This window comes from Sedimentimonas flavescens (genome assembly GCF_019264375.1).
GTDB lineage: Bacteria > Pseudomonadota > Alphaproteobacteria > Rhodobacterales > Rhodobacteraceae > Rhodobacter > Rhodobacter flavescens.
Genome location: NZ_JAHVAI010000001.1, coordinates 381,888 through 405,981, shown reverse-complemented (window position 1 = coordinate 405,981; position 24,094 = coordinate 381,888). Strand labels below are relative to the sequence as shown.

The following is a 24,094-nucleotide window of genomic DNA, read 5'->3' as shown; positions in this document are numbered from 1 at the left end:
AAGTATCCCGGGGGGAGAGGCCGCGAGGCCTCAGGGGGGCAGCGCCCCCCTCGCGCGGCTGGCCCATTGCCGATTCCACTCTGGGCAAGGGCGCGGGTTTGCGCTATCAGGCGCGCAAATGCTGCTCTGGAGGCCATAATGAAATTCTTCGTCGATACTGCCGATGTCGCCGCCATCAAGGAACTCAACGACCTTGGTATGGTGGATGGCGTGACCACCAACCCGTCGCTGATCCTGAAGTCGGGCCGCGACATTCTCGAAGTGACCAAGGAGATCTGCGACATGGTCTCGGGGCCGGTTTCGGCCGAGGTCGTGGCTACCGAAGCCAAGGACATGATCGTCGAGGGTCTGAAGCTGGCCAAGATCGCCTCCAATATCGCGATCAAGGTTCCGCTGACCTGGGATGGTCTGACCGCCTGCAAGGCTTTCGCATCCGAAGGCCATATGGTCAACGTCACGCTGTGCTTCTCGGCGGCGCAGGCGATCCTGGCCGCCAAGGCGGGCGCAACCTTCATCTCGCCCTTCATCGGGCGTCTGGACGATATCAACCTCGACGGGCTGGAACTGATCGAGGACATCCGCACGATCTACGACAACTACGACTTCAAGACCGAGATCCTCGCGGCCTCGATCCGTTCGGTCAACCATATCTCGGATTGTGCCAAGATCGGCGCCGACGTGATCACCGCGCCGCCCGCGGTCATCAAGGCCATGGCGAACCACGTGCTGACCGACAAGGGCCTCGACCAGTTCCTCAAGGACTGGGCCAAGACCGGTCAGAAAATCGTCTGATCCAGATAGGACGGCCCGCCACACCGGCGGGCCGTTTTCGTTTCCGGGGGCATTTTCCACCTGATTTTTCACGGCGCTCGTGTAAGGTGGCAAAAAAGCGAACCTTGGAAAACAAAGGGACAGGCATGAGCGACCCGGCACTGGCCGATGTATTGCGCGAAAAGATCATCTCGGATCCCGAGGTCATCCTTGAGGATCGGGATCTGATGCGCGCGCTGATCGCCGCGAACGAGCGCGCGATGGGCGCCAATATCGTGGATCTGCGCGGCATTGCGATGCAGCGCCTCGAAGAGCGGCTCGACCGCCTCGAGGATACCCACCGCTCGGTCATCGCGGCGGCCTATGAGAACCTTGCGGGCACCACACAGATCCACCGCGCGGTGCTGAAGCTGCTCGATCCAACCGATTTCGAAGCCTTCCTGAACGTGCTGCATAGCGATGTGGCCGAGATCCTGCGGCTCGATTCCATCCGGCTTGTGCTGGAGACGATGCAGACCCAGCACGACCCGGTTCTCCGCAGCCTGGGCGAGGTGTTGCGCGTGGCCGAGCCCGGTTTCATCGACACCTATATGACCGCCGGGCGCGGCGGGCAGTTGCGCCCCGTGGTGCTGCGCCAGACCCTGCCCGAGGCGGCCGCCGTCTATGGTGAGGCCGCCGAGTGGATCCGCTCCGAGGCGCTGATGCGGCTTGATTTTGGGCCGGGGCGTCTGCCGGGGCTGCTGGTCATGGGCGCGCAGGATCCGCAGCAGTTCAAGCCCTCGCAGGGGACCGATCTTTTGGGCTTTTTCGCGGGCGCGTTCGAGCGGGCAATGCGCCGCTGGCTGGCCTGATGGGCATCGGCTTTTCGCCGGCGGCGGGCGATGCGCTGCTGGCGTGGCTTGACCATCTGCGCGCGCTCGACGGCGCCTCGGCCAATACGCTGAGCGCCTATCGCAGCGATGTCGCGGGGTTTCTGAGCTTCCTGCACGAGCATCACGGCGAAAGCCTCGGGCTGGCGCGGCTGGCGACCATTACGCAACCCGATATGCGCGCCTGGATGGCGCATGAGCGGGGCCGGGGCCTTTCGGCGCGGTCGCTGGCGCGAGCGCTCTCCTCGGTCAAAAACTTCATGCGCTGGCTTGCCGAGCGGGAGGGTTTTGACCCGACCCATGTGTTGGCCGCCCGCGCACCGAAATACACCCGCAAGCTGCCGCGACCCCTGACCGAAGAGGCCGCGCGGGCGGTGATCGAGCAGGTCGATCTGCAAGCGAGCGAGCCCTGGATCGCTGCGCGCGACGCCGCCGTGGTCACGCTGCTTTACGGCTGCGGGCTGCGGGTATCCGAGGCGCTTGGCTTGACCGGCGAGGCCCATCCTCTGCCCGAGGTCCTGCGCATTCGCGGCAAGGGCGACAAGGAGCGTCTGGTACCCGTGCTTCCCGCCGCGCGGGCGGCGGTGGCGGCCTATGTCGCCAGCTGCCCCTATCCGCCCACGCCCGGCGGGGCACTGTTTCGCGGTGCCCGCGGCGGGCCGCTCAGCCGCCGTCTGATCGCCCGCGCGATGGAGCGTGCGCGCATGTCTCTGGGGCTGCCCGCGACGGCTACGCCTCATGCGCTGCGCCATTCCTTCGCAACGCATCTGCTCTCGGCCGGGGGGGATCTGCGGGCGATCCAAGAACTGCTTGGCCATGCAAGCCTCTCGACTACCCAGATATACACCGCCGTCGATGCCACGCGGATCATGGAGGTTTACCGCGCAGCGCATCCGCGCGCATGATCTGCGGTTGAGGTCGGGGGCGCTTTTTGGCTAGAGAGGCACATGGATATTCGTGTCAAAGCCCTTTCAGTGCATCTTCTGACCGCCACAGGCGCGGTGCTGTCGATGCTGGCCATGCTTGCCGCAGTCGAGGAGAAGTGGAGCCTGATGTTCCTCTGGCTCGTCGCGGCGCTTTTCGTGGACGGGATCGATGGGCCGCTGGCGCGACGCTATGACGTCAAGCGCAACTGGCCGATCTATGACGGCGTGCTGATGGACCTGATCATCGACTACCTCACCTATGTCTTCATTCCGGCCTATGCGCTCTTCAAATCGGGCTTGCTGCCGGGCTGGACCGGCTGGCTGGCGATCATCGCGATCACCTATGCAAGCGTCATCTACTTTGCCGATACGCGCATGAAGACGAAGGATAATTCCTTCTCGGGCTTCCCGGCGTGCTGGAACATGGTGGTGCTGGTGCTGTTTGCGCTCAAGCCCGGCTACTGGATCACCCTTGGCGTGGTACTGGCGCTGGCGTTGGCGATGTTCTTTCCGCTGAAGTTCATCCATCCGACCCGGACCGAGCGCTGGCGGGCCCTTTCGCTGCCCATGGCGCTGGCCTGGACGATCTTTGCGGGTTGGGCCGCCTGGGTCGATTTCCATCCGCAAAGCTGGGCGCATTGGGGGTTGGTGGCGACTTCGGTCTATCTGCTTGCGGCGGGTATCGCGCAGCAGATCATCCCCGCGCGCCCGGTCAAAGCCGCGTAAGCATCACCCCGGCGACGATCAGGCCCGCCGCCAAGCCTTTCTTGGCGTTCATCTTCTCGCCGAAGATCAGCCAGCCCATGAGCATGGCAAAGAGGATCGAGGTCTCGCGCAGCACCGCCACGAGCGCGATGGGCGCCACCGTCATCGCCCAGATCGAGATCGCATAGGCGCCGTAGGAGGCAACGGCCCCGAGGCCCGCCCGCATCCAGTCGCGCGCGGGCACGTTCAGATCGCGCAAGCCCCGGCGCGAGAGCATGAGCGCGGCAAACCCCAGCCCGCCGCCGATCATCAGCCAGCCGGTATAGCCCACCGCATCGCCCGCGACCCGCGCACCCATGCCGTCGACCAGCGTGTAGGTCGCCGTGGCACAGGCCGAGCCGAGCGCGAAGGGCAGCAGGCGCCGGCTCTCGCCGTCGGTGAAGACGCCGCGCGCCATCAGCAGGATACCTGCGCCCAGAACGGCGATGCCCGCGTAGCCCGTGGGCTCGATATGGTCGAGCGCGAAAGCCGCCGAGACGATCGCGACCAGCATCGGCGCCGTCCCCCGCGCGATCGGATAGACGCGGCTCAGGTCGCCCTGCTCATAGGCATGGGCGAGGAAGAACTTGTAGGCGAAATGCACGAAGCCCGCGCCGATGATCCAGGGCCAGGCGGCGGGGATCGGCAGGGGGCGCGCAATGACAATGACGATGCCCACGACAACTTCGGCCAGCGACAGCAGCACCATCGCATGGATCTTCGAGCCGCCCAGACGGATCAGCGCGTTCCACAGCGCATGCAGGAAGGCTGCGGCGAGCACCGCGAAGAGAATAGGCAGGCTCATCGCGGGGCGACCGTGTGGCTGTCATGAAACTGTCACATGGCTACCCGTGACGCGACCGTCCGGCAAGCAGTGAATTGTACCGACAGCAATGGGAAAGGGCGCCCGGAGGCGCCCTTTCTTCGCATTGGTAGCGGCGATCAGCCCAGGGCGTCAGCGCAGCGCTTGCAGGTCTGGGCATGGCCGTGGCTGCCGACATCGGGCAGGATCTTCCAGCACCGCTGGCACTTCTCGCCGTCCGCCTCTTCAAAGACGACCGCGACACCCGGAACCTCGGGCAGGCGGAAAGCCTCGTTCGGGGCGGGGTCGGTGGTGATCTCAAGCCCCGAGGTGATGCACAGATCGGCGAAGTTGACCGATTTCAGCGCGGCGGCCAGTGCGGCATCCTCGACATGGACAACGGGCGCTGCCTCAAGCGAGGCACCGATGACCTTGGCGGTGCGCTGCACCTCAAGCGCGGCGGTCACCGCGCGGCGGGCGCGGCGGATGCCGTCCCATTTCGCGGCCAGCGGCTCGTCGCGCCAGTCGGCCGGGGTCGCGGCGAAGTCCTCAAGGTGGATCGAGCTGTCATCGCCCGGGAAGCGCGAAAGCCACACGTCTTCCATGGTGAAGGGCAGCATCGGCGCCAGCCAGCGGGTCAGGCGGTGGAACAGCAGGTCGAGCACCGTGCGCGCCGCGCGGCGACGGGTCGCCCAATGCGGGTCGCAGTAAAGCGCGTCCTTGCGAATGTCGAAGTAGAAGGCCGACAGGTCCACCGTGCAGAAGTTGAACAGCGCCTGGAACACGCCCGAGAAGTCATAGGCGTCATAGCCCCTGCGCACGGTGTGATCGAGTTCGGCCAGACGGTGCAGCACCCAGCGTTCCAGCTCGGGCATTTCCTCGACCGGCAGACGCTCGGCATCGGTGAAGCCGTCAAGGTTGCCGAGCATGAAGCGCAGCGTATTGCGCAGGCGACGGTAGCTGTCGGCCACGCCCTTGAGGATCTCTTTGCCGATGCGCAGATCGACCGTGTAGTCGGATTGCGCGACCCAAAGGCGCAGGATGTCTGCGCCGTATTCCTTGATGACATCGGCAGGCGCCACGGTATTGCCGAGCGATTTGGACATCTTCATGCCCTTCTCGTCCAGCGTGAAGCCATGGGTCAGCACGCCGCGATAGGGCGCGCGGCCCTTGGTGGCGCAGGCTTGCAGCATGGAGGAATGGAACCAGCCGCGGTGTTGGTCGGTGCCTTCAAGGTAGAGGTCCGCAATGCCGTCCGCGGTGCCATCCTCGCGGTCGCGCAGCACGAAGGCATGGGTAGAGCCGCTATCGAACCACACGTCGAGCACGTCGAAGACCTGCTCGTATTCGTCGGCATTCACGACATTGCCCAGAACCTGCTCCTTGAAGCCGGGCTTGTACCAGACGTCGGCCCCCTCGGCCTCGAACGCGGCCTTGATGCGCGCGTTGACGTCGTCATTGCGCAGCAGGAAGTCCGGGTCGGTCGGGCGCGCGCCCTTCTTGGTGAAGCAGGTCAGCGGCACGCCCCAGGCGCGCTGGCGCGACAGAACCCAATCGGGGCGGGCCTCGATCATCGAGTAAAGCCGGTTGCGGCCCGTCGGCGGGGTCCATTTCACCAGCTGGTCGATCGAGGTCAGCGCGCGGGAGCGGATCGTGTCGCCATACTCACCCATGCCGTCCTCGAGCTTGTAGTCGATGGCGGCGAACCATTGCGGCGTGTTGCGATAGATCAGCGGTGCCTTCGAGCGCCACGAATGCGGGTAGGAGTGCTTGAGCTTGCCCTTGGCCAAGAGCGCGCCCGCATAGGCCAGCTGCTTGATGTTCGACACGTTCGCCGGGCCTTCCTTGCCGTCGGGCAGCACGATGGCCTGACCCGCGAACAGCGGCAGATCCTTGCGGTAGCTGCCGTCGGGCTCGACGTTATAGGTCATCGGCAGGCCGAACTTGAGGCCAAGCTGATAGTCGTCATCACCATGCGAGGGCGCGGTATGCACGAAGCCCGTGCCCGCGTCGTCGGTGACGTGATCGCCGGGCAGCATCGGCACGGGGTAATCCCACTCGCCCTTGCCATCCTCGACCCCGTGATAGGGGTGCTGGAGGATGACGCCCTCGAACTCGCTCACGTTCACGTCGCGGATGCGGCGATACATCGAGCTGTCGAGTTTGGCTGCGGTCATCACCTGTTCGGCCAGCGCATCGGCCAGCACGAGATACTCGCCGATGACGGCGGTCGATTGCTCGGGGCGGCCGGTGACCTCGTAAAGGCCGTAGGCGATGCCGGGGCCGTAAGCCACCGCGCGGTTTTGCGGGATCGTCCACGGGGTGGTGGTCCAGATGACCACTTTCGCACCATCGAGGCCCGAGACCGGCTTGAACCGCACCCAGATCGTGTGGCTGGTGTGGTCGTGATATTCGACCTCGGCCTCGGCCAGCGCAGTCTTCTCGACAGGCGACCACATGACGGGTTTCGATCCCTGGTAGAGCGCGCCGTTCATGAGCAGCTTCATGAACTCATCCGCGATCACGGCCTCGGCGTGGTAGTCCATCGTCAGATAGGGCTTGTCCCACTTGCCGGTGATGCCGAGGCGTTTGAACTCGTCGCGCTGGATGTCGATCCAGCCCTCGGCGAACTTGCGGCACTCCTGGCGGAAATCGACGACATCCACGGCGTCCTTGTCGAGACCCTTGGCGCGATACTGCTCCTCGATCTTCCATTCGATCGGCAGGCCGTGGCAGTCCCAGCCCGGCACATAGCGCGAGTCCTTGCCCATCATCTGCTGCGAGCGGACGATGAAATCCTTGAGGATCTTGTTCAGCGCGTGGCCGATATGCAGATGGCCGTTGGCATAGGGCGGGCCGTCATGCAGCACGAAAGGCGGGCGGTCACCCGCCTTGGCGCGCAGCGTGTCGTAGATGCCGATCCGGGCCCAACGCTCCAGCCACTCGGGTTCGCGCTGCGGCAGGCCCGCGCGCATCGGGAAATCGGTTTCGGGCAGAAAGACGGTGTCGCGGTAATCGACGGTATTCTCGGGCGTATCGGCGCACATAGATCGGTAGTCCCTGGCTTAAGGATTGGGCGCGCGGCCCGCGCCCCTGGGCTTTGCTCACATCTCCCGGCCACCCTGACGCGTCAGAGCGCCGGGCCGGTAATTCGATGGATGTGCAAGAGCCGGGTCATGGCGGCCTTATAGGCGGGCCTCGGGCGCGCGGCAAGCGGGGAAAGGGGGCGCTGCCCCCTCGCGGCAAGGCCGCTCACCCCCGAGGTATTTGTGCCAAGAAGAAATGGGAGGCTCTTTCGGCTTTGCCCAAATATCCCGGGGGGTGAGCCCGGAACGGGCGAGGGGGGCTGGCCCCCCTTTCCCGGCCCTTCACCCCGGCGCGGCGATGGCATAGGGTGGGGCGACGTTACTCTGGGGGAGAAGATGACCGACCAGCCTTCCATGCCCGGCGCCGATGAAATCGCGGCACTTTTCACGCGTTCGACGGGCGAATACCTGTTTGCGCGTTGGGGGCGACCGATCGTTCCGGTGGTGTTCGGGGTCGACGCGGCGACTCTGGCTACGGTAAAGGGCGCGGTCGAGGCTGTGGTGGTTCTTGCCGGGCACAAGATGGCCGAGACTGACCCGGAACTGGGTGCCAATCTGATGGTGTTCTTCTTCCGCGACTGGCAGGAACTGCTCGAGGTGCCCAATCTCGATCACATGATCGACGGGTTGCAGGATCTGGTGGCGCGGCTCGACGATCAGGGGGCGAACCAGTACCGCGTGTTCCGCTTCGATCCCGAGGGCGCGATCCGGGCGTGTTTCAGTTTCGTGCGCATGGATGCGGCGCTTGATGAGGTGCCGGCCGAGACGATTGCACTCAGCCAGGCGGTGCAGATGATGCTGCTTTGGTCCGATCAGGCCTTTGCCGAGCGTTCGCCCTTGGCCGTGGCGCGGGGCGTGACGGTGCTTCGCCCCGATATTGCCGCTGTGATCAGGGCCGCCTACGATCCGGTCATGCCTGCCGTTGCGCAGGACATGAGCCACGCCCTGCGGCTGGCCGCGCGGGTGGGTGGCGCATGAGCTTCGAATTCCCCCTGCGTGTCTATTACGAGGACACGGACCTTGCCGGGATCGTCTATTACGCCAACTACCTGCGCTTTATCGAGCGCGGGCGGACCGAATGGGTGCGTGCGCTCGGGGTCGATCAGGGCGCGCTGAAGCGCGATCATGGGATCGTTTTCGCCGTGCGCCGGGTCGAGGCCGATTACCTGAGGCCCGCGAAGTTCGACGATGAGCTTGTCGTGAGCACCGCGCTGGTGGCGGAAACCGGGGCGCGGATCGTTGTGGATCAGGCCGTCTGGCGCGGCGAGGAGAAGCTGTTCTCCGCCACGGTGACCATCGTCTGTCTGGGCGAAAGCGGTGCGCCGCAGCGTTTGCCGCCCGATGTCCGGCGAAAGTTCGCCCCTGCGGTGCACTGAAGCGCCGATTGCTACAGCGAAATAACGTGCTTGTTATGGCGCCCCCCCTGAACCTCGGTTAGAATCGCTGCTAACAGAGCCGCAAAACGTGGCCACAACCGGCGAGCAGTGACAGATGGAAACCGAAGCCCTCAATATGGCGCAGCAGATGGACTTTTCCCTGCTGGCCCTTTTCGCCCGTGCATCGCTGACCGTGAAGCTGGTGATGTTGATGCTGACGGTCGCCAGTTTCTGGTCCTGGTCGATCATCATCCGCAAGTTCATCACCTACCGCGCCTCGCGGCAGGAGGCGGATGCCTTCGACCGCGCCTTCTGGTCGGGCGAGCCGCTCGATGAGCTGTTTGACCAGATCGGGCCGACCCCGGACGGCCCGAGCCAGCGCATCTTCGCCGCAGGCATGCTTGAGTGGCGTCGCAGCCACCGCCAGGATGGCGAATTGATCGCGGGCGCACAGGCACGGATCGACCGCTCGATGGATGTGGCCATCGCCAAAGAGACCGAGGCGCTGAACTCGGGCCTGCCGTTCCTTGCGACCGTCGGCTCGACCGCGCCCTTCGTGGGTCTGTTCGGCACGGTCTGGGGTATCAAGGTTGCTTTCGAGGAGATCGCGATCTCGCAGAATACCTCGCTTGCGGTTGTGGCGCCGGGGATCTCCGAGGCGCTGGTCGCCACCGCGCTTGGTCTTCTGGCCGCTATCCCCGCAGTGATCTTCTACAACAAGCTGTCGTCGGATGCCGACAAGATCGCCTCGGGCTACGAAGCCTTCGCGGACGAATTCGCCACCATCCTGTCGCGCCAGCTGGACGCCTGAGCGATGGGCGCGGGGGTCATCAAACGTGGCGGAGGCGGCGGGCGCAAGCGCCGGGGCAAGCATTCCAAACATGCCGCGATGAGCGAGATCAACGTCACGCCGATGGTGGACGTGATGCTTGTGCTGCTGATCATCTTCATGGTCGCCGCGCCGATGATGACGGTCGGCGTGCCGCTTGAGCTGCCCAAGACCGCCGCCAAGGCGGTGCCGACCGAGCAGGAAGAGCCGCTGACCATTTCGCTGCAACTCGACGGGACGGTGTCGATGATGAATACGCCCGTGCCCGAGACCGAGCTGGTGGATCGGCTGCGCGCCGTTGCGCAGGAGCGCGACAGCGACAAGGTCTTTCTGCGTGCCGATGGCGGGATCGAATATGCCCGCGTGGTGCAGGTCATGGGGGCGCTCAACGCGGGCGGGTTCAGCAATATCGTGCTCGTGACGGATACGGGCGGTCCGGGCCTGACCGGGACGCAGGCCGGAAACTGAGGCCGAGGTAGCGCGGATGCGCATGGATAGGGCAGACAAGATCGGCACGGGCGTTTCGGCGGTGCTCCACCTCGGAGTCATCGCCTGGGTGCTTTTGGGCGGCTCGTGGTTCAAGCCCAAGCCCTCGGAGCCGGTCGTGATGCAGGAGGTTTCGGTGATTTCCGAGGCCGAGTTCTCGGCCATGGTCGCGGCCGCGCCCAAGGCGTCGGAGACGCCGGTGGCCGAGATGCCCGCGCAACCGCAGCCCCAGCCGGTCGAACAGCCCGCGCCCGAAGAGGCCCCCGCGCCCGAGCCGCAGCCCCAGCCGATGCCCGAACCCGTGGCCGAGCCCGAGCCGCAGCCCGATCTGTCGGATCTGGAGCCGGTGGAGCCCGCAGAGGTCACCGAGGTGCCGCCGAGCATGATGCCGCCGGTCGAGGTGCCGCAGGACACGACGACGCCCGATTTTTCGACGCGCCCCGTGCCCAAGCCTGCACCGCGCGTCGCGCCGAAGCCCGCCGAGGCGCCCGCGCCCGACGCCAAGGTATCTGAACTGGCCGAGCCTGAGACCCGTCCCGAGGAATCGGCCGAACCCGAGCAGGCGGTCGAAGAGCCTCAGCAGGAAGCCGCGCCCCCCGAGGCCACGACCGAGATCGTGACCGAGGCGACCGAGACCGAGGAGAAGGCCAGGACATCGGCTCCGTTGAGCACTCCACGTCCGCGTGCCAAGCCCGCGAAACCCGCGCCTGCGCCCACTGAAACTGCCGCGGCCAAGCCTGCCGCGACCGCCCCTTCAGAGGCCAAGCCCGCGACCGATGCGGTCAATGACGCGCTGGCCGAAGCGATGGCCGAGGAAAGCCAGGGCACGGGTGGCACCGGCCGCGCGGCCTCTGGCCCGCCCGTCACCGCGGGCGAGAAAGAGGCGCTGATCGTCGATGTGAAGGCCTGCTGGAACGTTGGCGCGCTGAGCAGCGAGGCGCTGCGCACCACGGTCACCCTGCGCGTTGCGATGAACCCCGATGGTAAGCCGGACATCCGCTCGATCGAGATGGTGGGCTACGAGGGCGGCTCGGACGCCGCCGCGCGGCAGGCCTACGAGGCCGGGCGGCGCGCCATCGTGCGCTGCGGCTCGGACGGGTTCCCGCTGCCCGCGGAGAAATACGATCACTGGCGCGAGATCGAGATCGTCTTCAACCCCGAGAAGATGAGGATGAAATGATCCAAGCGTCTTTTGGGCAGATTTTCGCGGCCGTTCAGGCGGATGTGATGCGCCGCGATGCAGAAACAGGTTACAAGGGGCCAAGGCCCGAACGAGGAATAGCGAGTATGATGCGGATTGCACTTGCGGCGCTGGCCGCGCTGATGATCGGCCCCGCGATGGCGCAGGCCCAGCAGGGGCCGCTGCGGATCGAGATTACCGATGGCGTGATCGAGCCGCTGCCCTATGCGCTGCCGACCTTCGTCGCCGAGACCGGCGATGCAGGCCAGATGGCCAGCGATATCACCCGTGTGATCGCCGCCGACCTGAGCGGCACGGGCCTCTTCCGCGAAATTCCCGAAAGCGCGCATATCCAGCGCTTCGGCGCCTTCGACATGCCGGTCAGCTACCCTGACTGGCAGGCGATCAACGCGCAGGCCCTGATCGTGGGCGGCGTGTCGATGCAGGGCGGCAAGGTCGTGGTCAAGTTCCGCCTGTTCGACATCTATTCCGGCCAGCAACTGGGCGATGGCCAGCAGCTGGCGGCCTCGCCCGCCAGCTGGCGGCGCCTGGCGCATAAGGTCGCCGACGTGATCTACAGCCGCGTGACCGGCGAGAGCGGCTATTTCGACAGCCGCGTCGTGTTCGTTTCGGAAACCGGCCCCAAGGATGCGCGCCAAAAGCGGCTGGCCGTGGCCGATTACGACGGTGCGAATATCCAGTACCTGACGGATTCAAGCACCATCGTGCTGGCGCCTCGCTTCTCGCCCGATGGCGGCCGCGTGCTCTATACAACCTTTGAAACCGGCTTCCCGCGCATCAAGATGCTCGACACCCGCAACGTCGCGGCCACGCTGCTGCCCGAGATTCCCGGCACGATGACCTTCGCGCCGCGCTTCTCGCCCGATGGCGGTTCGATCGTTTATTCGATGGAGCAGGGCGGCAATACCGACCTGTGGACCATGGGCGTGAACGGCGGCTCCCCCTCGCGACTGACCAACAGCCCCGCGATCGAGACCGCGCCCTCCTACAGCCCGGATGGCTCGCGCATCGTGTTTGAGAGCGACCGTTCGGGCACGCAGCAGCTTTACATCATGTCGGCGGGCGGCGGTGAGCCCACGCGGATCTCGTTCGGCGAGGGGCGCTATGGTACCCCGGTCTGGAGCCCGCGCGGCGATCTGATCGCCTTTACCAAACAGCACGCGGGCCGCTTCCACATCGGCGTGATGCGCACCGACGGCTCGGAAGAGCGGCTGCTGACGGCCTCGTTCCTCGATGAGGGTCCGACCTGGTCGCCCAATGGCCGCGTGATCATGTTTACCCGCGAAAGCCCCGGCGCCGCGGGTGGCGCGCAGCTTTTCTCGGTGGATATCTCGGGACGGAACCTCAAGAAGGTTGACGGTGTCGGCGCGGCATCGGACCCGGCCTGGTCGCCCCTTCTGCCCTGATTCACAAGGCGGTATGAACCTGATAACATCGCCCGAAACGGGCAAACCAAAGGCGGTAACATATGACTTTCGCACCCAAGGCAGTGCTTCTTCTGGCAGTTCTGGGCCTCGCGGCCTGTAATAACCCCGACAAATACGGCGCGGGCAACGGCGTCGTCGATCCGGGCGGCATGTATGGCGACAACGGCGTCTCGCAGGGGTCGATCAACGATCCGAACTCGCCCGCCTATTTCAACCAGGCGATTGGCGACAAGGTTCTGTTCCAGGTCGATCAGTCGACGATCAACCCCGAGGCCCGCACCATCCTGACCGGTCAGGCGCAGTGGCTGGTGAACCACCCGCAATATGCCGCGATCATCGAAGGCCACGCCGACGAGCAGGGCACCCGCGAATACAACCTCGCACTGGGCGCGCGCCGCGCCAGCGCGGTGCAGGAGTTCCTGATTTCGCAGGGCGTTGCCGGCAACCGTCTGCGCACCGTCTCCTACGGCAAGGAGCGTCCGCTGGCCGTCTGCTCGACCGAGGATTGTTACGCTCAGAACCGTCGCGCGGTCACCGTGATCTCGCTCGGCGCGGGGAGCTGATAGATGCGGCGGGTGCTGATGGCAGGCGCTATGGCGCTGGCGCTGGTGGCGCCCGCCCATGCGCAGGACGCGCAAACCCTGGCCGATATCCGCGCCCAGCTGGCGCAGCTGTCGGGTGACCTGCAGGGGCTGCGCGCGCAGCTTGTGTCGGGTGGCGCGCAGGGGATCCAGCAGGCGGGCGGCGCCAGCGCGCTGGAACGCATGAACGCGATGGAGGCGCAGCTCTCGCAGCTGACCTCGCGCACGGAAGAGCTGGAGAACCGCATCAACCGGGTCGTCACCGACGGCACGAACCGCGTGGGCGATCTGGAGTTCCGGCTGTGCGAACTGGAAGCGGGCTGCGATATCTCGGCCCTTGGCCAGACCCAGCCGCTTGGTGGTGCGGGGGCTTCGGCCAATCCGGTGACGGCGCCTGCGCCCTCGGGCACTCCGGCGCCTGCGGGCGCATCGCTGGCGATGAACGAACAGGCTGATTTCGACCGGGCCAAGGGGGTGCTCGGTCAGGGTGACTTTCGCGGCGCCGCTGACCTCTTTGCGACCTTTGCCGAAACCTACCCGGGCGGGCCACTGACCGCCGATGCGATGTATCTGCGCGGCGATGCGCTGAAACAGGCGGGCGATACGGCGGGGGCGGCGCGCGCCTGGCTCGATGGCTTCTCGGCCGCGCCGAACGGGCCGCGCGCGGGCGACAACCTGTTGGGTCTGGGTGTCTCGCTTGGGGATCTGGGCCAGAAGGTCGAGGCCTGCGCGACGCTGGCCGAGGTGCCGATCCGCTTCCCCGGCAGCCCTGCCGCGGCGCAAGCGAGCTCGGCCATGACCGGCTTCGGGTGTCAGTGACCGGGTTCGAGGAGCGCGCAGTCCAGCGTCTCGCGGAAGCTGAGGCGGGGAAAATGACGCCCGAGGATGCCTGGCTCTATCAATGGGCGGATGCGGCGATCACGCCGCATCCGCGTTTTTCTGCCGACACGATCGGGGTTGCGGTCTCGGGCGGTTCGGATTCGATGGCGACATTGCTGCTGCTGGCAGACGCGCATCCGGTCGAGGCAGTCACCGTCGATCACGGATTGCGCCCCGAGGCCGCGGATGAGGCCCGCTTTGTCGCGCAGGTCTGCGCGGAACGGGGCATTCCCCATAGGATCCTGCGCTGGCAGGGGCCGGAAGGCAGCGGAAACCTGATGGATCAGGCCCGGCGCGCCCGGTTTCAGCTGATTGGCGCTTGGGCGCAAACGCGCGGCATCGCGCAGGTGGCGCTTGGTCACACGCGCGACGATCAGGCCGAAACCTTCCTGATGCGGCTTGCGCGCGAGGCAGGATTGGAGGGGCTCTCGGGGATGCGCGCACGTTTTGAGGCCGAGGGCATCCTTTGGCTGCGGCCGTTCCTGCTGGTCGGCAGGGACGATCTGCGAGGCTATCTGTCGCGCCAGGGGATCGGCTGGATCGAGGATTCGAGCAACGAGAATGAGCGCTTCGACAGGGTGAAGGCGCGCAAGGCGTTGCGAGCACTGCGACCTCTGGGGATCACCTCGGAGAAATTGAGCAATGTCGTGAGCCACCTCGCCGTGGCCGAAAGCGCGCTGGTTCTTGAGGTGCACGACTACGCGCGCCGCCATGTGGCCGAGGCGGGCGGCGATCTGCTGATCGCGGCCGAACCGTTCCGGCGCGCTCCTCACGAAATCCAACGGCGCCTGATCGTGGCGGCGCTGAGATGGGTCTCGGGGGCGGATTACGCGCCGCGCGCCCGGAAGGTTGCGGATTTCCTGATCGACTGGCGCGAGCGCCCCGACCGCACCCTGCACGGCTGCCGCATCCGGGTCAGCGATGCCGAGATCCGCATCACGCGCGAGGCCCGGGCGGTGGCCGGGCTGCGCGTTCCGGTCGGCACTCCATGGGACCGCTGGCGGCTTGAGGGACCCGCCGCCGAGGGGCAGGAGATCGCCGCCCTTGGCGCGCAGGGGCTGAAACTGTGTCCGAACTGGCGCGAAAGCGCCCTGCCGCGCGTCTCGCTTCTGGCCTCGCCCGCTGTCTGGCAGGGCGAGAGGCTGGTTTCAGCGCCACTTGCGGGGCTTGAGAGTGGCTGGAAAGCGCGGATTGTCTGCGGCTCTTTCCACTCTTCGCTATTCAGGCGTTGAACCTGCCCGCGTAATCCCTATTTTCATCGCAACGGCTTCGGGCTTGCCCGCGGCCTGAATAACTTTGGAGGTCCCCCTTGGGCAACGCGCGCAATCTCGCCTTCTGGGCAGTGCTGTTCCTGCTGATCCTGGCACTGTTCAACCTGTTTGGCGATGGCCAGAGCACGATGAACTCAAAGCAGGTCGCCTATTCCGACTTCATTGCGCAGGTCGAGAAGGGCGATGTGAAGAGCGTTCAGATCGACGGCGAGGATGTGCGCTACCAGATCGGTGACGGATCGGCCTTTACCACCGTCAAGCCGTTCGCGGACGAGATCGCCGAGCGCCTGATCGACAAGGGCATCCAGGTGCGCGTCGTCAAGCAGGAGCAGTCGGGCTTCATGTCGCTTCTGGGCGTGTGGCTGCCCTTCATCGTGCTGATCGGCGTGTGGGTCTTCTTCATGAACCGCATGCAGGGCGGCGGCAAGGGCGGCGCCATGGGCTTTGGCAAGTCGAAAGCGAAGCTGTTGACCGAAAAGCAGGGCCGCGTGACCTTTGACGATGTGGCCGGCATCGACGAGGCCAAGGAAGAGCTTGAGGAGATCGTCGAGTTCCTGCGCAACCCGCAGAAATTCAGCCGTCTCGGCGGCAAGATCCCGAAGGGCGCGCTGCTGGTCGGCCCGCCCGGCACGGGTAAGACGCTGCTTGCGCGCGCCATCGCGGGCGAGGCGGGCGTGCCCTTCTTCACCATCTCGGGTTCGGATTTCGTCGAGATGTTCGTCGGCGTGGGCGCATCCCGTGTGCGCGACATGTTCGAGCAAGCCAAGAAAAACGCGCCCTGTATCGTCTTCATCGACGAAATCGACGCCGTTGGCCGTGCCCGTGGTGTCGGCATCGGCGGCGGCAATGACGAGCGCGAACAGACGCTGAACCAGCTTCTGGTCGAGATGGACGGTTTCGAGGCGAACGAAGGGATCATCATCGTTGCGGCCACCAACCGCAAGGACGTGCTGGATCCGGCGCTGCTACGCCCGGGCCGCTTCGACCGTCAGATCCACGTGCCGAACCCCGATATCAAGGGGCGCGAAAAGATCCTCTCGGTTCATGCCCGCAAGGTTCCGACCGGGCCGGACGTCGATCTGCGCGTGATCGCACGCGGTACGCCGGGCTTCTCGGGGGCGGATCTGGCCAACCTGGTGAACGAGGCCGCGCTGATGGCCGCGCGCATCGGACGCCGCTTCGTGACGATGGAAGATTTCGAGAACGCCAAGGACAAGGTGATGCTGGGGGTCGAGCGGCGCTCGATGGTGCTGACGCCCGAGCAGAAGGAAATGACCGCCTATCACGAGGCCGGTCACGCCGTGGTCGGCATGAAGCTGCCCAAGTGCGATCCGGTCTACAAGGCCACGATTATCCCGCGCGGTCAGGCGCTTGGCATGGTCGTGTCGCTGCCCGAGATGGACAAGCTGAACTACCATAAGGACGAGGCCAAGCAGAAGATCGCCATGACCATGGCGGGCAAGGCGGCCGAGATCCTGAAATGGGGCGAGGATCACGTGTCGAACGGCCCGGCGGGCGACATCATGCAGGCTTCGGCCATTGCCCGCGCCATGGTGATGCGGTGGGGCATGTCCGACAAGGTCGGCAATATCGACTACTCCGAGGCGCATGAGGGCTATTCTGGCAATACCGGCGGCTTCTCGGTCTCTACCAAGACCAAGGAGCTGATCGAGGACGAGGTGCGCGGCCTGATTGAAGAGGGTTATCAGGAGGCGCGCCGCATCCTTGAGGACAACATCGACGAATGGGAGCGTCTAGCACAGGGCCTGCTCGAATATGAGACCCTGACCGGCGATGAGATCAAGAAAGTCATGGCCGGCGAGGCGATCCACGGCGACGATGACGACGACACGCCGACGGGCAGCCTGCCTTCGGTGACCGCCGTTCCCAAGACCAAGCCCGCCAAGGGCGGCGATACGGCACCTGAGCCCTCGGTCTGAGGGTGGCATTCGCCGGGGGCGCAAGGCGCGGCCCCGGCGCTTACGTTTCTGGGGGCAGAGATGGCCAAGGCAATCGCAGGCCGGAAGGATGGGGACTGGAACCCCGAGTTCTACGCGCGCTATCGCGGGCTACGCCTGCGCCCCGCGCTCGATCTGCTGGCGCGGGTGGGGGATCTGCCCAAGGGCAAGGTGGTTGACCTCGGTTGTGGCGCGGGCGCTGCCGGCCCCGCACTGGCCGCGCGTTTCGCCGACCGCAAGATCGTCGGCGTGGACAACTCGCCCGCGATGCTGTCCGAGGCGGCGGCAACGGGCGCCTACAAGCGTTGCGATCTGGCCGATGCCGCACAATGGGCGCCCAAGAAGCCCGCCGCACTGATCTTTTCAAACGCGCTTTTGCACTGGCTGCCCGACCACGACGCGCTGTTCCCGCGTCTGGCCGGGTTCCTGGCGCCCGGCGGTGTGCTGGCGGTGCAGATGCCACGGCAATACGGCGCGCCCTCGCATCGCTTCTTGCGGGAATTCGCGCAGGAAATGTTCCCTGACCGCTTCGACTTTACCGGCTGGACCGCCCCGGTGGCGGAGCCTGCGCATTACGCGCGGCTGCTGGCCCCTCTGGGAACGGTCGATGTCTGGCAGACCGACTATATCCAGCGCCTCGATCCGCTGCCTGATGCCCATCCGGTCCGCCGCTTCACCGAGGCCACCGCGATGCGCCCCTATATCGAGAAGCTGTCCGAGGCCGAACTGGCGGCCTTCACCCTGCGCTACGAGGCTGCGCTGGAAGCGGCCTATCCCGCCGAGCCCGACGGCTCGGTCCTGTTCCCGTTCCGGCGGGTTTTCATGGTGCTCGAGCTTGGCGCCGACACGGAATAGAGATTAACTACAGATATTTAGGGCGCCCTAGTAGGGCGCCATCGCTGGCAAGGAGTCCCGGAGGCAATGACAAATCGGATGGCGAGTTTTTTGTTGTTCTGGGTTCTCGTGCTTGTTTTCGCACATTGGCTGATTTGGGGCGACGTGGGGACGCTGGCCTCCGAGGACGGACCGCTTGAAATTACGGCGATGCTCTTGCTGGCGATCGGCTCGGTCCTGTCGCTTTACCTGATCCCCTCGGCGTTGCTTCTGCGCTACCTATTCGTTCCCTATGTCTTTTTTCAGCTCGCGCTGCGTGAAGCGCCTGTGGAGGTTTGGATCTTTGACGAACGTGTTCTGTCCGCTGATTTCTACCGTGAGGCGGGCGTATCGCCGGCATCGGTTGTCGGCGCGGCCTACGCGGCGGTTGCGCTGTGGTCCGTAGTCGCTGTTCTGCTCTGGGGCAGTCAGGCGGCATGGCGCGGGGCGCGCGAGCGCGCCCCGTGGTTCGGGTACTTCGTTCTGGGAGGTATTCTTGCCGTGGCTGGGCAACTAGCCGAGGAACTGATGCCTCTGGCAGGGAGCGAAGGGTCGCGTTTCGCGTTGCAAGTGCTGGAGGAGAGCGCCGAACTAGCCTTTGCGTTTCTTCTGACCCTATCGATGGTCTCGGCCTGGCGAGACGCGTAGACGATTTCCGCCCCGAATGGTCGGTTCTGGGTTTCTCTTTGGCGCAGCGGCGCGATAGGGTCGCGTCAAGAGGAGAGACCCGATGGAAAGCGACATTGAAATCGCCCGTGCGGCGAAAAAGAAACCCATCCCCGAGATCGGTGCGAAACTGGGGATTCCGGCCGAGGCACTGATCCCCTATGGCCGCGACAAGGCCAAGGTGGACGCGGCATTCATCGCGGGCCTCTCCGAGCGCCCGATGGGCAAGCTGATCCTTGTCACCGCGATCAACCCGACGCCTGCGGGCGAGGGTAAGACCACGACCACGGTCGGCTTGGGCGATGCGCTGTCGCGGATCGGCCAGCGCGCGGCGATCTGTATCCGCGAGGCCTCGCTTGGTCCGAACTTCGGCATGAAGGGTGGGGCTGCGGGCGGCGGCTATGCGCAGATCGTGCCGATGGAGGACATGAACCTCCATTTCACGGGCGATTTTCATGCGATTACGGCGGCACATAACCTGCTCGCCGCGATGATCGACAACCACATCTACTGGGGCAACAGCCTTGAGATCGACGAGCGCCGCGTGACCTGGAAACGGGTCATGGATATGAACGACCGCGCGCTGCGCGATGTCGTCGTGGGGCTTGGCGGCGTGTCGAACGGCTTCCTGCGCCAGACGGGTTTTGACATCACCGTGGCCTCCGAGGTCATGGCCTGCCTGTGCCTGTCGCGCGATCTCGAAGATCTGCAAGAGCGCCTTGGCCGCATGGTTGTGGCCTATCGCCGCGACCGCAGCCCGATCACCTGTCGCGATATCGGCGCGGACGGGGCGATGGTGGTGCTGCTCAAGGAGGCGATGCAGCCCAACCTCGTGCAGACGCTCGAACACACGCCCGCCTTCGTGCATGGCGGGCCGTTCGCCAATATCGCGCATGGCTGCAACTCGGTCATGGCAACCTCGACGGCGCTGCGGCTGGCGGACTACGTGGTGACCGAGGCGGGCTTTGGCGCCGATCTGGGGGCCGAGAAGTTCTTTGACATCAAGTGCCGCAAGGCCGGGCTGACGCCTGCGGCGGCGGTCATCGTGGCCACGATCCGCGCGCTGAAGATGAATGGCGGCATCACCAAGGAAAACCTCGGCGCGGAGAACGTGGCCGCCGTGACCAAGGGCTGCGCCAACCTTGGTCGCCATATCGCCAATACCAAGGGCTTCGGTGTGCCGGTCGTGGTGGCGATCAACCATTTCTCTACCGATACCGCCGCCGAGATCGAGGCCGTGCGCGCCTATGTCGCGGGGCAGGGCTGCGAGGCGATCGAGTGTCGCCACTGGGCCGAGGGGGGCGCCGGGGCGGAGGATCTGGCGCGCAAGGTCGTGCAGATGGCCGAGGGCGGTAGCGCCTTCGCGCCGCTTTACCCCGAGGACATGAGCCTGTGGGACAAGATCGACACGATCGCGCGCCGCATCTACCACGCTGGCGATGTGATCGCCGACAAGGCGGTGCGCGACCAGTTGCGCCAGTGGGAGGCCGCAGGCCACGGTAAGCTGCCGATCTGCATGGCCAAGACGCAATACTCGTTCAGTTCGGACCCGGCGCTGCGCGGTGCGCCCTCGGGGCATACGCTGCCCATCCGAGAGGTGCGCCTGTCGGCGGGCGCGGGGTTCGTGGTGGTGATCTGCGGCGAGATCATGACGATGCCGGGCCTTCCGCGCCATCCGGCGGCAGAGAACATCCGGCTGAATGCGGAAGGGGAGATCGAGGGCCTCTTCTGAGGCGCGGGGTTGAGGCGGGCGGCGCGCTGCGCTAGGGAGCATGTGACCCAAGCGGAGGCACCCATGAAAGAGCCCGCAACACTCAGCACGATGGAAGAACTGCGCGTCGAGATCGACGCGCTGGACCGGCAACTGATCGCGTTGCTGGCGCATCGCACACGGCTTGTGGCCCGCGCGGCCGAGATCAAGCAGGTGGTGGGTTTGCCCGCACGAATCCCGGAGCGGGTCGAGGACGTAGTGGCCAAGGTGCGGGCGCGCGCTGCCGAGGCCGGTGTCGATGATGGGCTGGCGGAACGGCTCTGGCGCGACATGATCGAGCATTTCATCGCGCAGGAAGAACGGGTTCTGGGAAAAGGGGACGGGCAATGAGTGCCACGATCATCGACGGGAAGGCCTTTGCGGCGGGCGTGCGCGCGCAGGTGGCAGAGCAGGTTGCGCGGCTGAAAGAGGTTCACGGGATTACGCCGGGCCTCGCGGTGGTTCTGGTGGGCGAAGACCCGGCCTCCGAGGTCTATGTGCGCAACAAGGGCAAGCAGACCGTCGAGGTCGGCATGAACAGCTTCGAGCACAAGCTGCCTGCCGAGACCTCCGAGGAAGAGCTGCTGGCGCTGATCGACCGTCTGAACAAGAGCCCGGCGGTGCATGGCATCCTCGTGCAACTGCCGCTGCCGGGGCATCTGAACTCGGACCTGGTGATCAATTCGATCGACCCGGCCAAGGACGTGGACGGGTTCCACATCTCGAACGTGGGCCTGCTGGGGACCGGGCAAAAGGCCATGGTGCCCTGCACGCCGCTTGGCTGTCTGATGATGCTGCGCGATCACCTCGGCAGCCTCTCGGGGCTGAATGCGGTTGTCGTGGGGCGCTCGAACATCGTCGGCAAGCCGATGGCGCAACTGCTTCTGGGCGACAGCTGCACGGTCACCATCGCGCATAGCCGCACCAAGGATCTGGCGGCGGTGTGCCGCGGCGCCGATATCCTTGTGGCCGCGGTGGGCCGCCCCGAGATGATCCCCGGCGACTGGGTCAAGCCCGGTGCGACGGTGATCGACGTGGGCATCAACCGCATCGAGCGCGACGGCAAGACCAAGCTTGTGGGCGATGTCGATTTCGCCAGCGCGGCGGCTGTCGCCGGTGCGATCACCCCGGTTCCGGGTGGCGTCGGGCCGATGACGATCGCCTGCCTGCTGGCCAATACGCTCACCGCCTGCTGCCGTGCCAATGGCTTGCCCGAGCCTGAAGGTTTGACTGCCTGATCAAAAACGTGTCTGCGCGGGTGTGCGGGAAGCCACAGCGCGCAGAAAATATCTCGACAATCGTAGGTTGACCTCACGTTTGCCGCTTTGCGGCATTGCACGAAAATCTCGGGTTGGTTAGCAAGCCTGAGTGTGTCGTGCAGTTTGGGTCGGGTTATGACCTCGTGGATGTTTTCTTATAAGAGAGCGCTCTGCTCCCCGGCTTTTCCGGTGGCTTGGGCTGCGCTTTCGATTTTCTTGGTGTTGAGCGGTCCTTTCGGGACCGGGGCTGCGCTATCGCTTGGCGCACGCGCCGTTTTCTGGCCGCTGATTGTTGGCGTCGGCATCCTGGTTGGCGTGGCGATACGGCTTTACGTGACGCGGGCCATGGGGATCCGCGCAGTCTGGCGCGTGGCGCTGAATATTGCGGGCCTGGCGACACTGGTTCTGAGCCCGCTGGCCTGGGCCTTGCAATCGTGGCTGACGGATGCGCCCGGTGCCGCTCCGCAACAGCCCGCGCTGATCGCGCTCTATGTCTTCGTCGCCTCGCTGACCACGACCGCGCTGCGCCATGCCTTCCGTGTGCGCCCAAAGCGCCGGGCCGTCTTCGCACCGCGGCCGGAACCTCCTGCCGAACCGCCGCGCCTCCTGCAACGTCTCGCGCCTGAACAGCATGCGCCTATTCTGCGGATGCAGGTCCGTGATCACTATGTTGATGTTGTCACCGAGGCGGGCACGCACAGCCTTCTCATGCGATTTGCCGACGCCATCAGCGAACTGGAGGAAGCCGACGGTTTGCGGGTGCATCGCTCGCACTGGGTGTCGGGGGGCGCAGTCTCGGGGCTGAGGCGTGACAAGGGGCGCTTGCGCCTTGTCACGCAGGATGGGACAGAGGTGCCGGTCTCGAAAACCTATCAGGACGATGTGATCGCGCGCTGGGGCGACGCCGCCGAATAGGCTTAGTGGACGATCGCTTCCTCGCGCACGAACATGTTCGACCAGGCGCGGTCGATCAGTTCGGGCGTCATCTGATAGGGGATGCCCTCGAACTCGCAGATCGAGATCATCTGATCGACCAGGAAGACCGGCTGATAGTTCGCATAAATATTGTCGATCGTCGGGTATTTCACCTTCAGCAGGTGTAGAAGCGCGTTCTCATCCAGCGGCATGCGCTTCTTCTTCGCCACCAGCGAGAAGATCTTGAGGAAGTCGGCCTGGTTCGGCCCGTCGATCTTGATCTTGAAGAAGATCCGGCGCAGCGCGGCCTTGTCGAAGATCTCGTTGGGGTGGAAGTTGGTCGAGAAGATCACGAGCGTGTCGAAGGGCACCTCAAACTTCTCGCCCGATTGCAGCGCTAGGATGTCGCGGCTTTCTTCCAGCGGCACGATCCAGCGGTTGACCAGCTTCTGCGGCGGCTCGGCCTGACGACCAAGGTCGTCCACGATGAAGACCCCGCCCGAGGATTTCAGCTGCAAGGGTGCGGTATAGGTGCGCGCCGTGGGGTTGTAGGTCAGGTCGAGCATGTCGAGCGACAGTTCGCCCCCGGTGATCACGGTCGGGCGGTCGCACAGCACATAGCGCGTGTCGAACCGGTTCGAAGAACGGCGCAGCGAGTTCGGGTCTTCCACCGACTCGGTCGCGGCGGCATGAACGATCGGGTCATAGACGGTGATCACCTGGCCCGCGTATTCGATGGCGCGCGGGATGTAGATCTTGTCGCCAAGCGCGTCGCGAATACCGTTCGAGATCGAGGATTTCCCGTTGCCGGGCGGGCCATACATCAGGATCGAGCGCCCCGAGGAGACCGCCGGGCCAAGCTGGTCGATCAGTGTCGGCGGCAGGATCAGGTGCCCCATGGCGCCGGTCAGCTGATCGCGCGTCAGTTGGATATTTCGGATCGACTGGCGCTTGACCTGTTCGCGATACATATCGAGCGGGACGGGCAGGGCGCCGTAGTATTCCGACTGCGACAGCGCGTCGAGCGCGCGCGCCTTGCCCGAGTCGGTCAACTGAAAGCCCATCTCATTGCCCGAGTTGGCGTGGAGCGTGCCTGTAGCCTCGACCAGCCGCTGGCTGCGGCACATGTCGATCAGTTCCTGCGTCAGCGTCGGCGGCAGGCAGATCTGGCGCGAGATCAACGTGACCGTATCGGTATTGGTGCGGAACATCGTCTTGAGCAGCATGTCGCGCATCATGACCGGGTTCAGCCCGGTCTCCTGCAGCGATTTGGGCGGCACAGGGGCTACGACATTCGAAGCCATCATATTCATTCGCGTCTCCGTCTGCTGCGGTCCTGACTTTGCCGTTCAGCGGCCCCATCGAGGGCGCAATTGTCCCCTATTGGGATTCACTCGGGCAGGATGCGCGGTTAATGTGGCCAAA

At 65.3% G+C, this 24,094-nt stretch carries 23 protein-coding genes; 20 read left to right on the top strand and 3 right to left on the bottom strand.

What is annotated here, in order from left to right; all coding sequences use genetic code 11:
* Window positions 1–138 precede the first annotated feature (138 nt).
* The 4 genes from fsa (at window position 139) to KTQ37_RS02075 (ending at window position 3,292) form a co-directional block, all read left to right on the top strand.
* On the top strand, window positions 139–792 hold the full coding sequence (fsa, locus tag KTQ37_RS02090) for a fructose-6-phosphate aldolase (RefSeq protein WP_218628801.1): 654 nt from the start codon (window positions 139–141) through the stop codon (window positions 790–792).
* Window positions 793–917: 125 nt separating this feature from the next.
* The gene (locus KTQ37_RS02085) at window positions 918–1,622 is read left to right on the top strand and encodes a DUF484 family protein (RefSeq protein ID WP_218628800.1); all 705 of its coding nucleotides are present in this window, start codon (window positions 918–920) and stop codon (window positions 1,620–1,622) included.
* The gene (locus KTQ37_RS02080; RefSeq protein ID WP_218628799.1) at window positions 1,622–2,545 is read left to right on the top strand and encodes a tyrosine recombinase XerC; all 924 of its coding nucleotides are present in this window, start codon (window positions 1,622–1,624) and stop codon (window positions 2,543–2,545) included. The genes KTQ37_RS02085 and KTQ37_RS02080 overlap by 1 nt, the downstream gene beginning before the upstream one ends.
* Window positions 2,546–2,587: 42 nt before the next feature.
* The gene (locus KTQ37_RS02075; protein WP_218628798.1) at window positions 2,588–3,292 is read left to right on the top strand and encodes a CDP-alcohol phosphatidyltransferase family protein; all 705 of its coding nucleotides are present in this window, start codon (window positions 2,588–2,590) and stop codon (window positions 3,290–3,292) included.
* Here KTQ37_RS02075 and KTQ37_RS02070 read toward each other — a convergent pair.
* Both KTQ37_RS02070 and ileS read right to left on the bottom strand, forming a co-directional pair.
* On the bottom strand, window positions 3,279–4,115 hold the full coding sequence (locus KTQ37_RS02070; RefSeq protein ID WP_218628797.1) for a DMT family transporter: 837 nt from the start codon (window positions 4,113–4,115) through the stop codon (window positions 3,279–3,281). The genes KTQ37_RS02075 and KTQ37_RS02070 overlap by 14 nt on opposite strands.
* Window positions 4,116–4,252: 137 nt before the next feature.
* On the bottom strand, window positions 4,253–7,159 hold the full coding sequence (gene ileS / locus KTQ37_RS02065) for an isoleucine--tRNA ligase (protein ID WP_218628796.1): 2,907 nt from the start codon (window positions 7,157–7,159) through the stop codon (window positions 4,253–4,255).
* Between the two features lie 375 nt (window positions 7,160–7,534).
* Here ileS and KTQ37_RS02060 point away from each other — a divergent pair, with 375 nt between their 5' ends.
* The 16 genes from KTQ37_RS02060 to KTQ37_RS01985 all read left to right on the top strand — a co-directional run bounded on the left by KTQ37_RS02060 (window position 7,535) and on the right by KTQ37_RS01985 (window position 22,669).
* Window positions 7,535–8,176, top strand: coding sequence for a hypothetical protein (locus KTQ37_RS02060; RefSeq protein WP_375546097.1), 642 nt, complete (start codon window positions 7,535–7,537; stop codon window positions 8,174–8,176).
* Window positions 8,173–8,574 (top strand): tol-pal system-associated acyl-CoA thioesterase, encoded by a 402-nt coding sequence (ybgC, locus tag KTQ37_RS02055; RefSeq protein WP_218628795.1) that lies wholly within the window; start codon window positions 8,173–8,175, stop codon window positions 8,572–8,574. The genes KTQ37_RS02060 and ybgC overlap by 4 nt, the downstream gene beginning before the upstream one ends.
* 115 nt (window positions 8,575–8,689) lie before the next feature.
* Complete coding sequence (gene tolQ, locus KTQ37_RS02050) at window positions 8,690–9,385, top strand: protein TolQ (protein ID WP_218628794.1); 696 nt, start codon at window positions 8,690–8,692, stop codon at window positions 9,383–9,385.
* Between the two features lie 3 nt (window positions 9,386–9,388).
* Window positions 9,389–9,871, top strand: a complete 483-nt coding sequence (locus KTQ37_RS02045) for an ExbD/TolR family protein (RefSeq protein WP_218628793.1) — start codon at window positions 9,389–9,391, stop codon at window positions 9,869–9,871.
* A 22-nt stretch (window positions 9,872–9,893) separates the two neighbouring features.
* A complete protein-coding gene (locus KTQ37_RS02040) occupies window positions 9,894–11,069 on the top strand; it encodes a cell envelope biogenesis protein TolA (RefSeq protein ID WP_218628792.1) in 1,176 nt (391 codons plus the stop codon).
* 107 nt (window positions 11,070–11,176) lie between these two features.
* On the top strand, window positions 11,177–12,496 hold the full coding sequence (tolB, locus tag KTQ37_RS02035) for a Tol-Pal system beta propeller repeat protein TolB (RefSeq protein WP_236021004.1): 1,320 nt from the start codon (window positions 11,177–11,179) through the stop codon (window positions 12,494–12,496).
* 62 nt (window positions 12,497–12,558) lie between these two features.
* Window positions 12,559–13,080: a peptidoglycan-associated lipoprotein Pal gene (gene pal, locus KTQ37_RS02030; RefSeq protein ID WP_218628791.1), complete on the top strand. Its 522-nt coding sequence runs from the start codon at window positions 12,559–12,561 to the stop codon at window positions 13,078–13,080.
* Between the two features lie 3 nt (window positions 13,081–13,083).
* Window positions 13,084–13,917 carry a tol-pal system protein YbgF gene (ybgF, locus tag KTQ37_RS02025; RefSeq protein WP_218628790.1) on the top strand — a complete coding sequence of 278 codons (834 nt, stop codon included), beginning with the start codon at window positions 13,084–13,086 and terminating at the stop codon, window positions 13,915–13,917.
* A gap of 53 nt (window positions 13,918–13,970) precedes the next feature.
* Window positions 13,971–15,209, top strand: a complete 1,239-nt coding sequence (gene tilS / locus KTQ37_RS02020; RefSeq protein ID WP_218628789.1) for a tRNA lysidine(34) synthetase TilS — start codon at window positions 13,971–13,973, stop codon at window positions 15,207–15,209.
* Between the two features lie 77 nt (window positions 15,210–15,286).
* Entirely contained in the window at window positions 15,287–17,188 is a 1,902-nt protein-coding gene (gene ftsH / locus KTQ37_RS02015; protein WP_218628788.1) for an ATP-dependent zinc metalloprotease FtsH, read from the top strand.
* Window positions 17,189–17,248: 60 nt separating this feature from the next.
* A complete protein-coding gene (locus KTQ37_RS02010) occupies window positions 17,249–18,061 on the top strand; it encodes a methyltransferase domain-containing protein (protein WP_218628787.1) in 813 nt (270 codons plus the stop codon).
* A 66-nt stretch (window positions 18,062–18,127) separates the two neighbouring features.
* Window positions 18,128–18,727, top strand: coding sequence for a hypothetical protein (locus KTQ37_RS02005; protein ID WP_218628786.1), 600 nt, complete (start codon window positions 18,128–18,130; stop codon window positions 18,725–18,727).
* 82 nt (window positions 18,728–18,809) lie between these two features.
* Window positions 18,810–20,477: a formate--tetrahydrofolate ligase gene (locus KTQ37_RS02000; protein WP_218628785.1), complete on the top strand. Its 1,668-nt coding sequence runs from the start codon at window positions 18,810–18,812 to the stop codon at window positions 20,475–20,477.
* A gap of 63 nt (window positions 20,478–20,540) precedes the next feature.
* On the top strand, window positions 20,541–20,846 hold the full coding sequence (locus KTQ37_RS01995) for a chorismate mutase (protein WP_218628784.1): 306 nt from the start codon (window positions 20,541–20,543) through the stop codon (window positions 20,844–20,846).
* Entirely contained in the window at window positions 20,843–21,733 is an 891-nt protein-coding gene (gene folD / locus KTQ37_RS01990) for a bifunctional methylenetetrahydrofolate dehydrogenase/methenyltetrahydrofolate cyclohydrolase FolD (RefSeq protein WP_218628783.1), read from the top strand. The genes KTQ37_RS01995 and folD overlap by 4 nt, the downstream gene beginning before the upstream one ends.
* 243 nt (window positions 21,734–21,976) lie before the next feature.
* Window positions 21,977–22,669 (top strand): LytTR family DNA-binding domain-containing protein, encoded by a 693-nt coding sequence (locus KTQ37_RS01985; RefSeq protein ID WP_218628782.1) that lies wholly within the window; start codon window positions 21,977–21,979, stop codon window positions 22,667–22,669.
* Window positions 22,670–22,671: 2 nt separating this feature from the next.
* On the opposite strand, the gene KTQ37_RS01980 is transcribed toward KTQ37_RS01985, so the two are convergent.
* A complete protein-coding gene (locus tag KTQ37_RS01980) occupies window positions 22,672–23,982 on the bottom strand; it encodes a P-loop NTPase family protein (protein ID WP_218628781.1) in 1,311 nt (436 codons plus the stop codon).
* Window positions 23,983–24,094 lie beyond the last annotated feature (112 nt).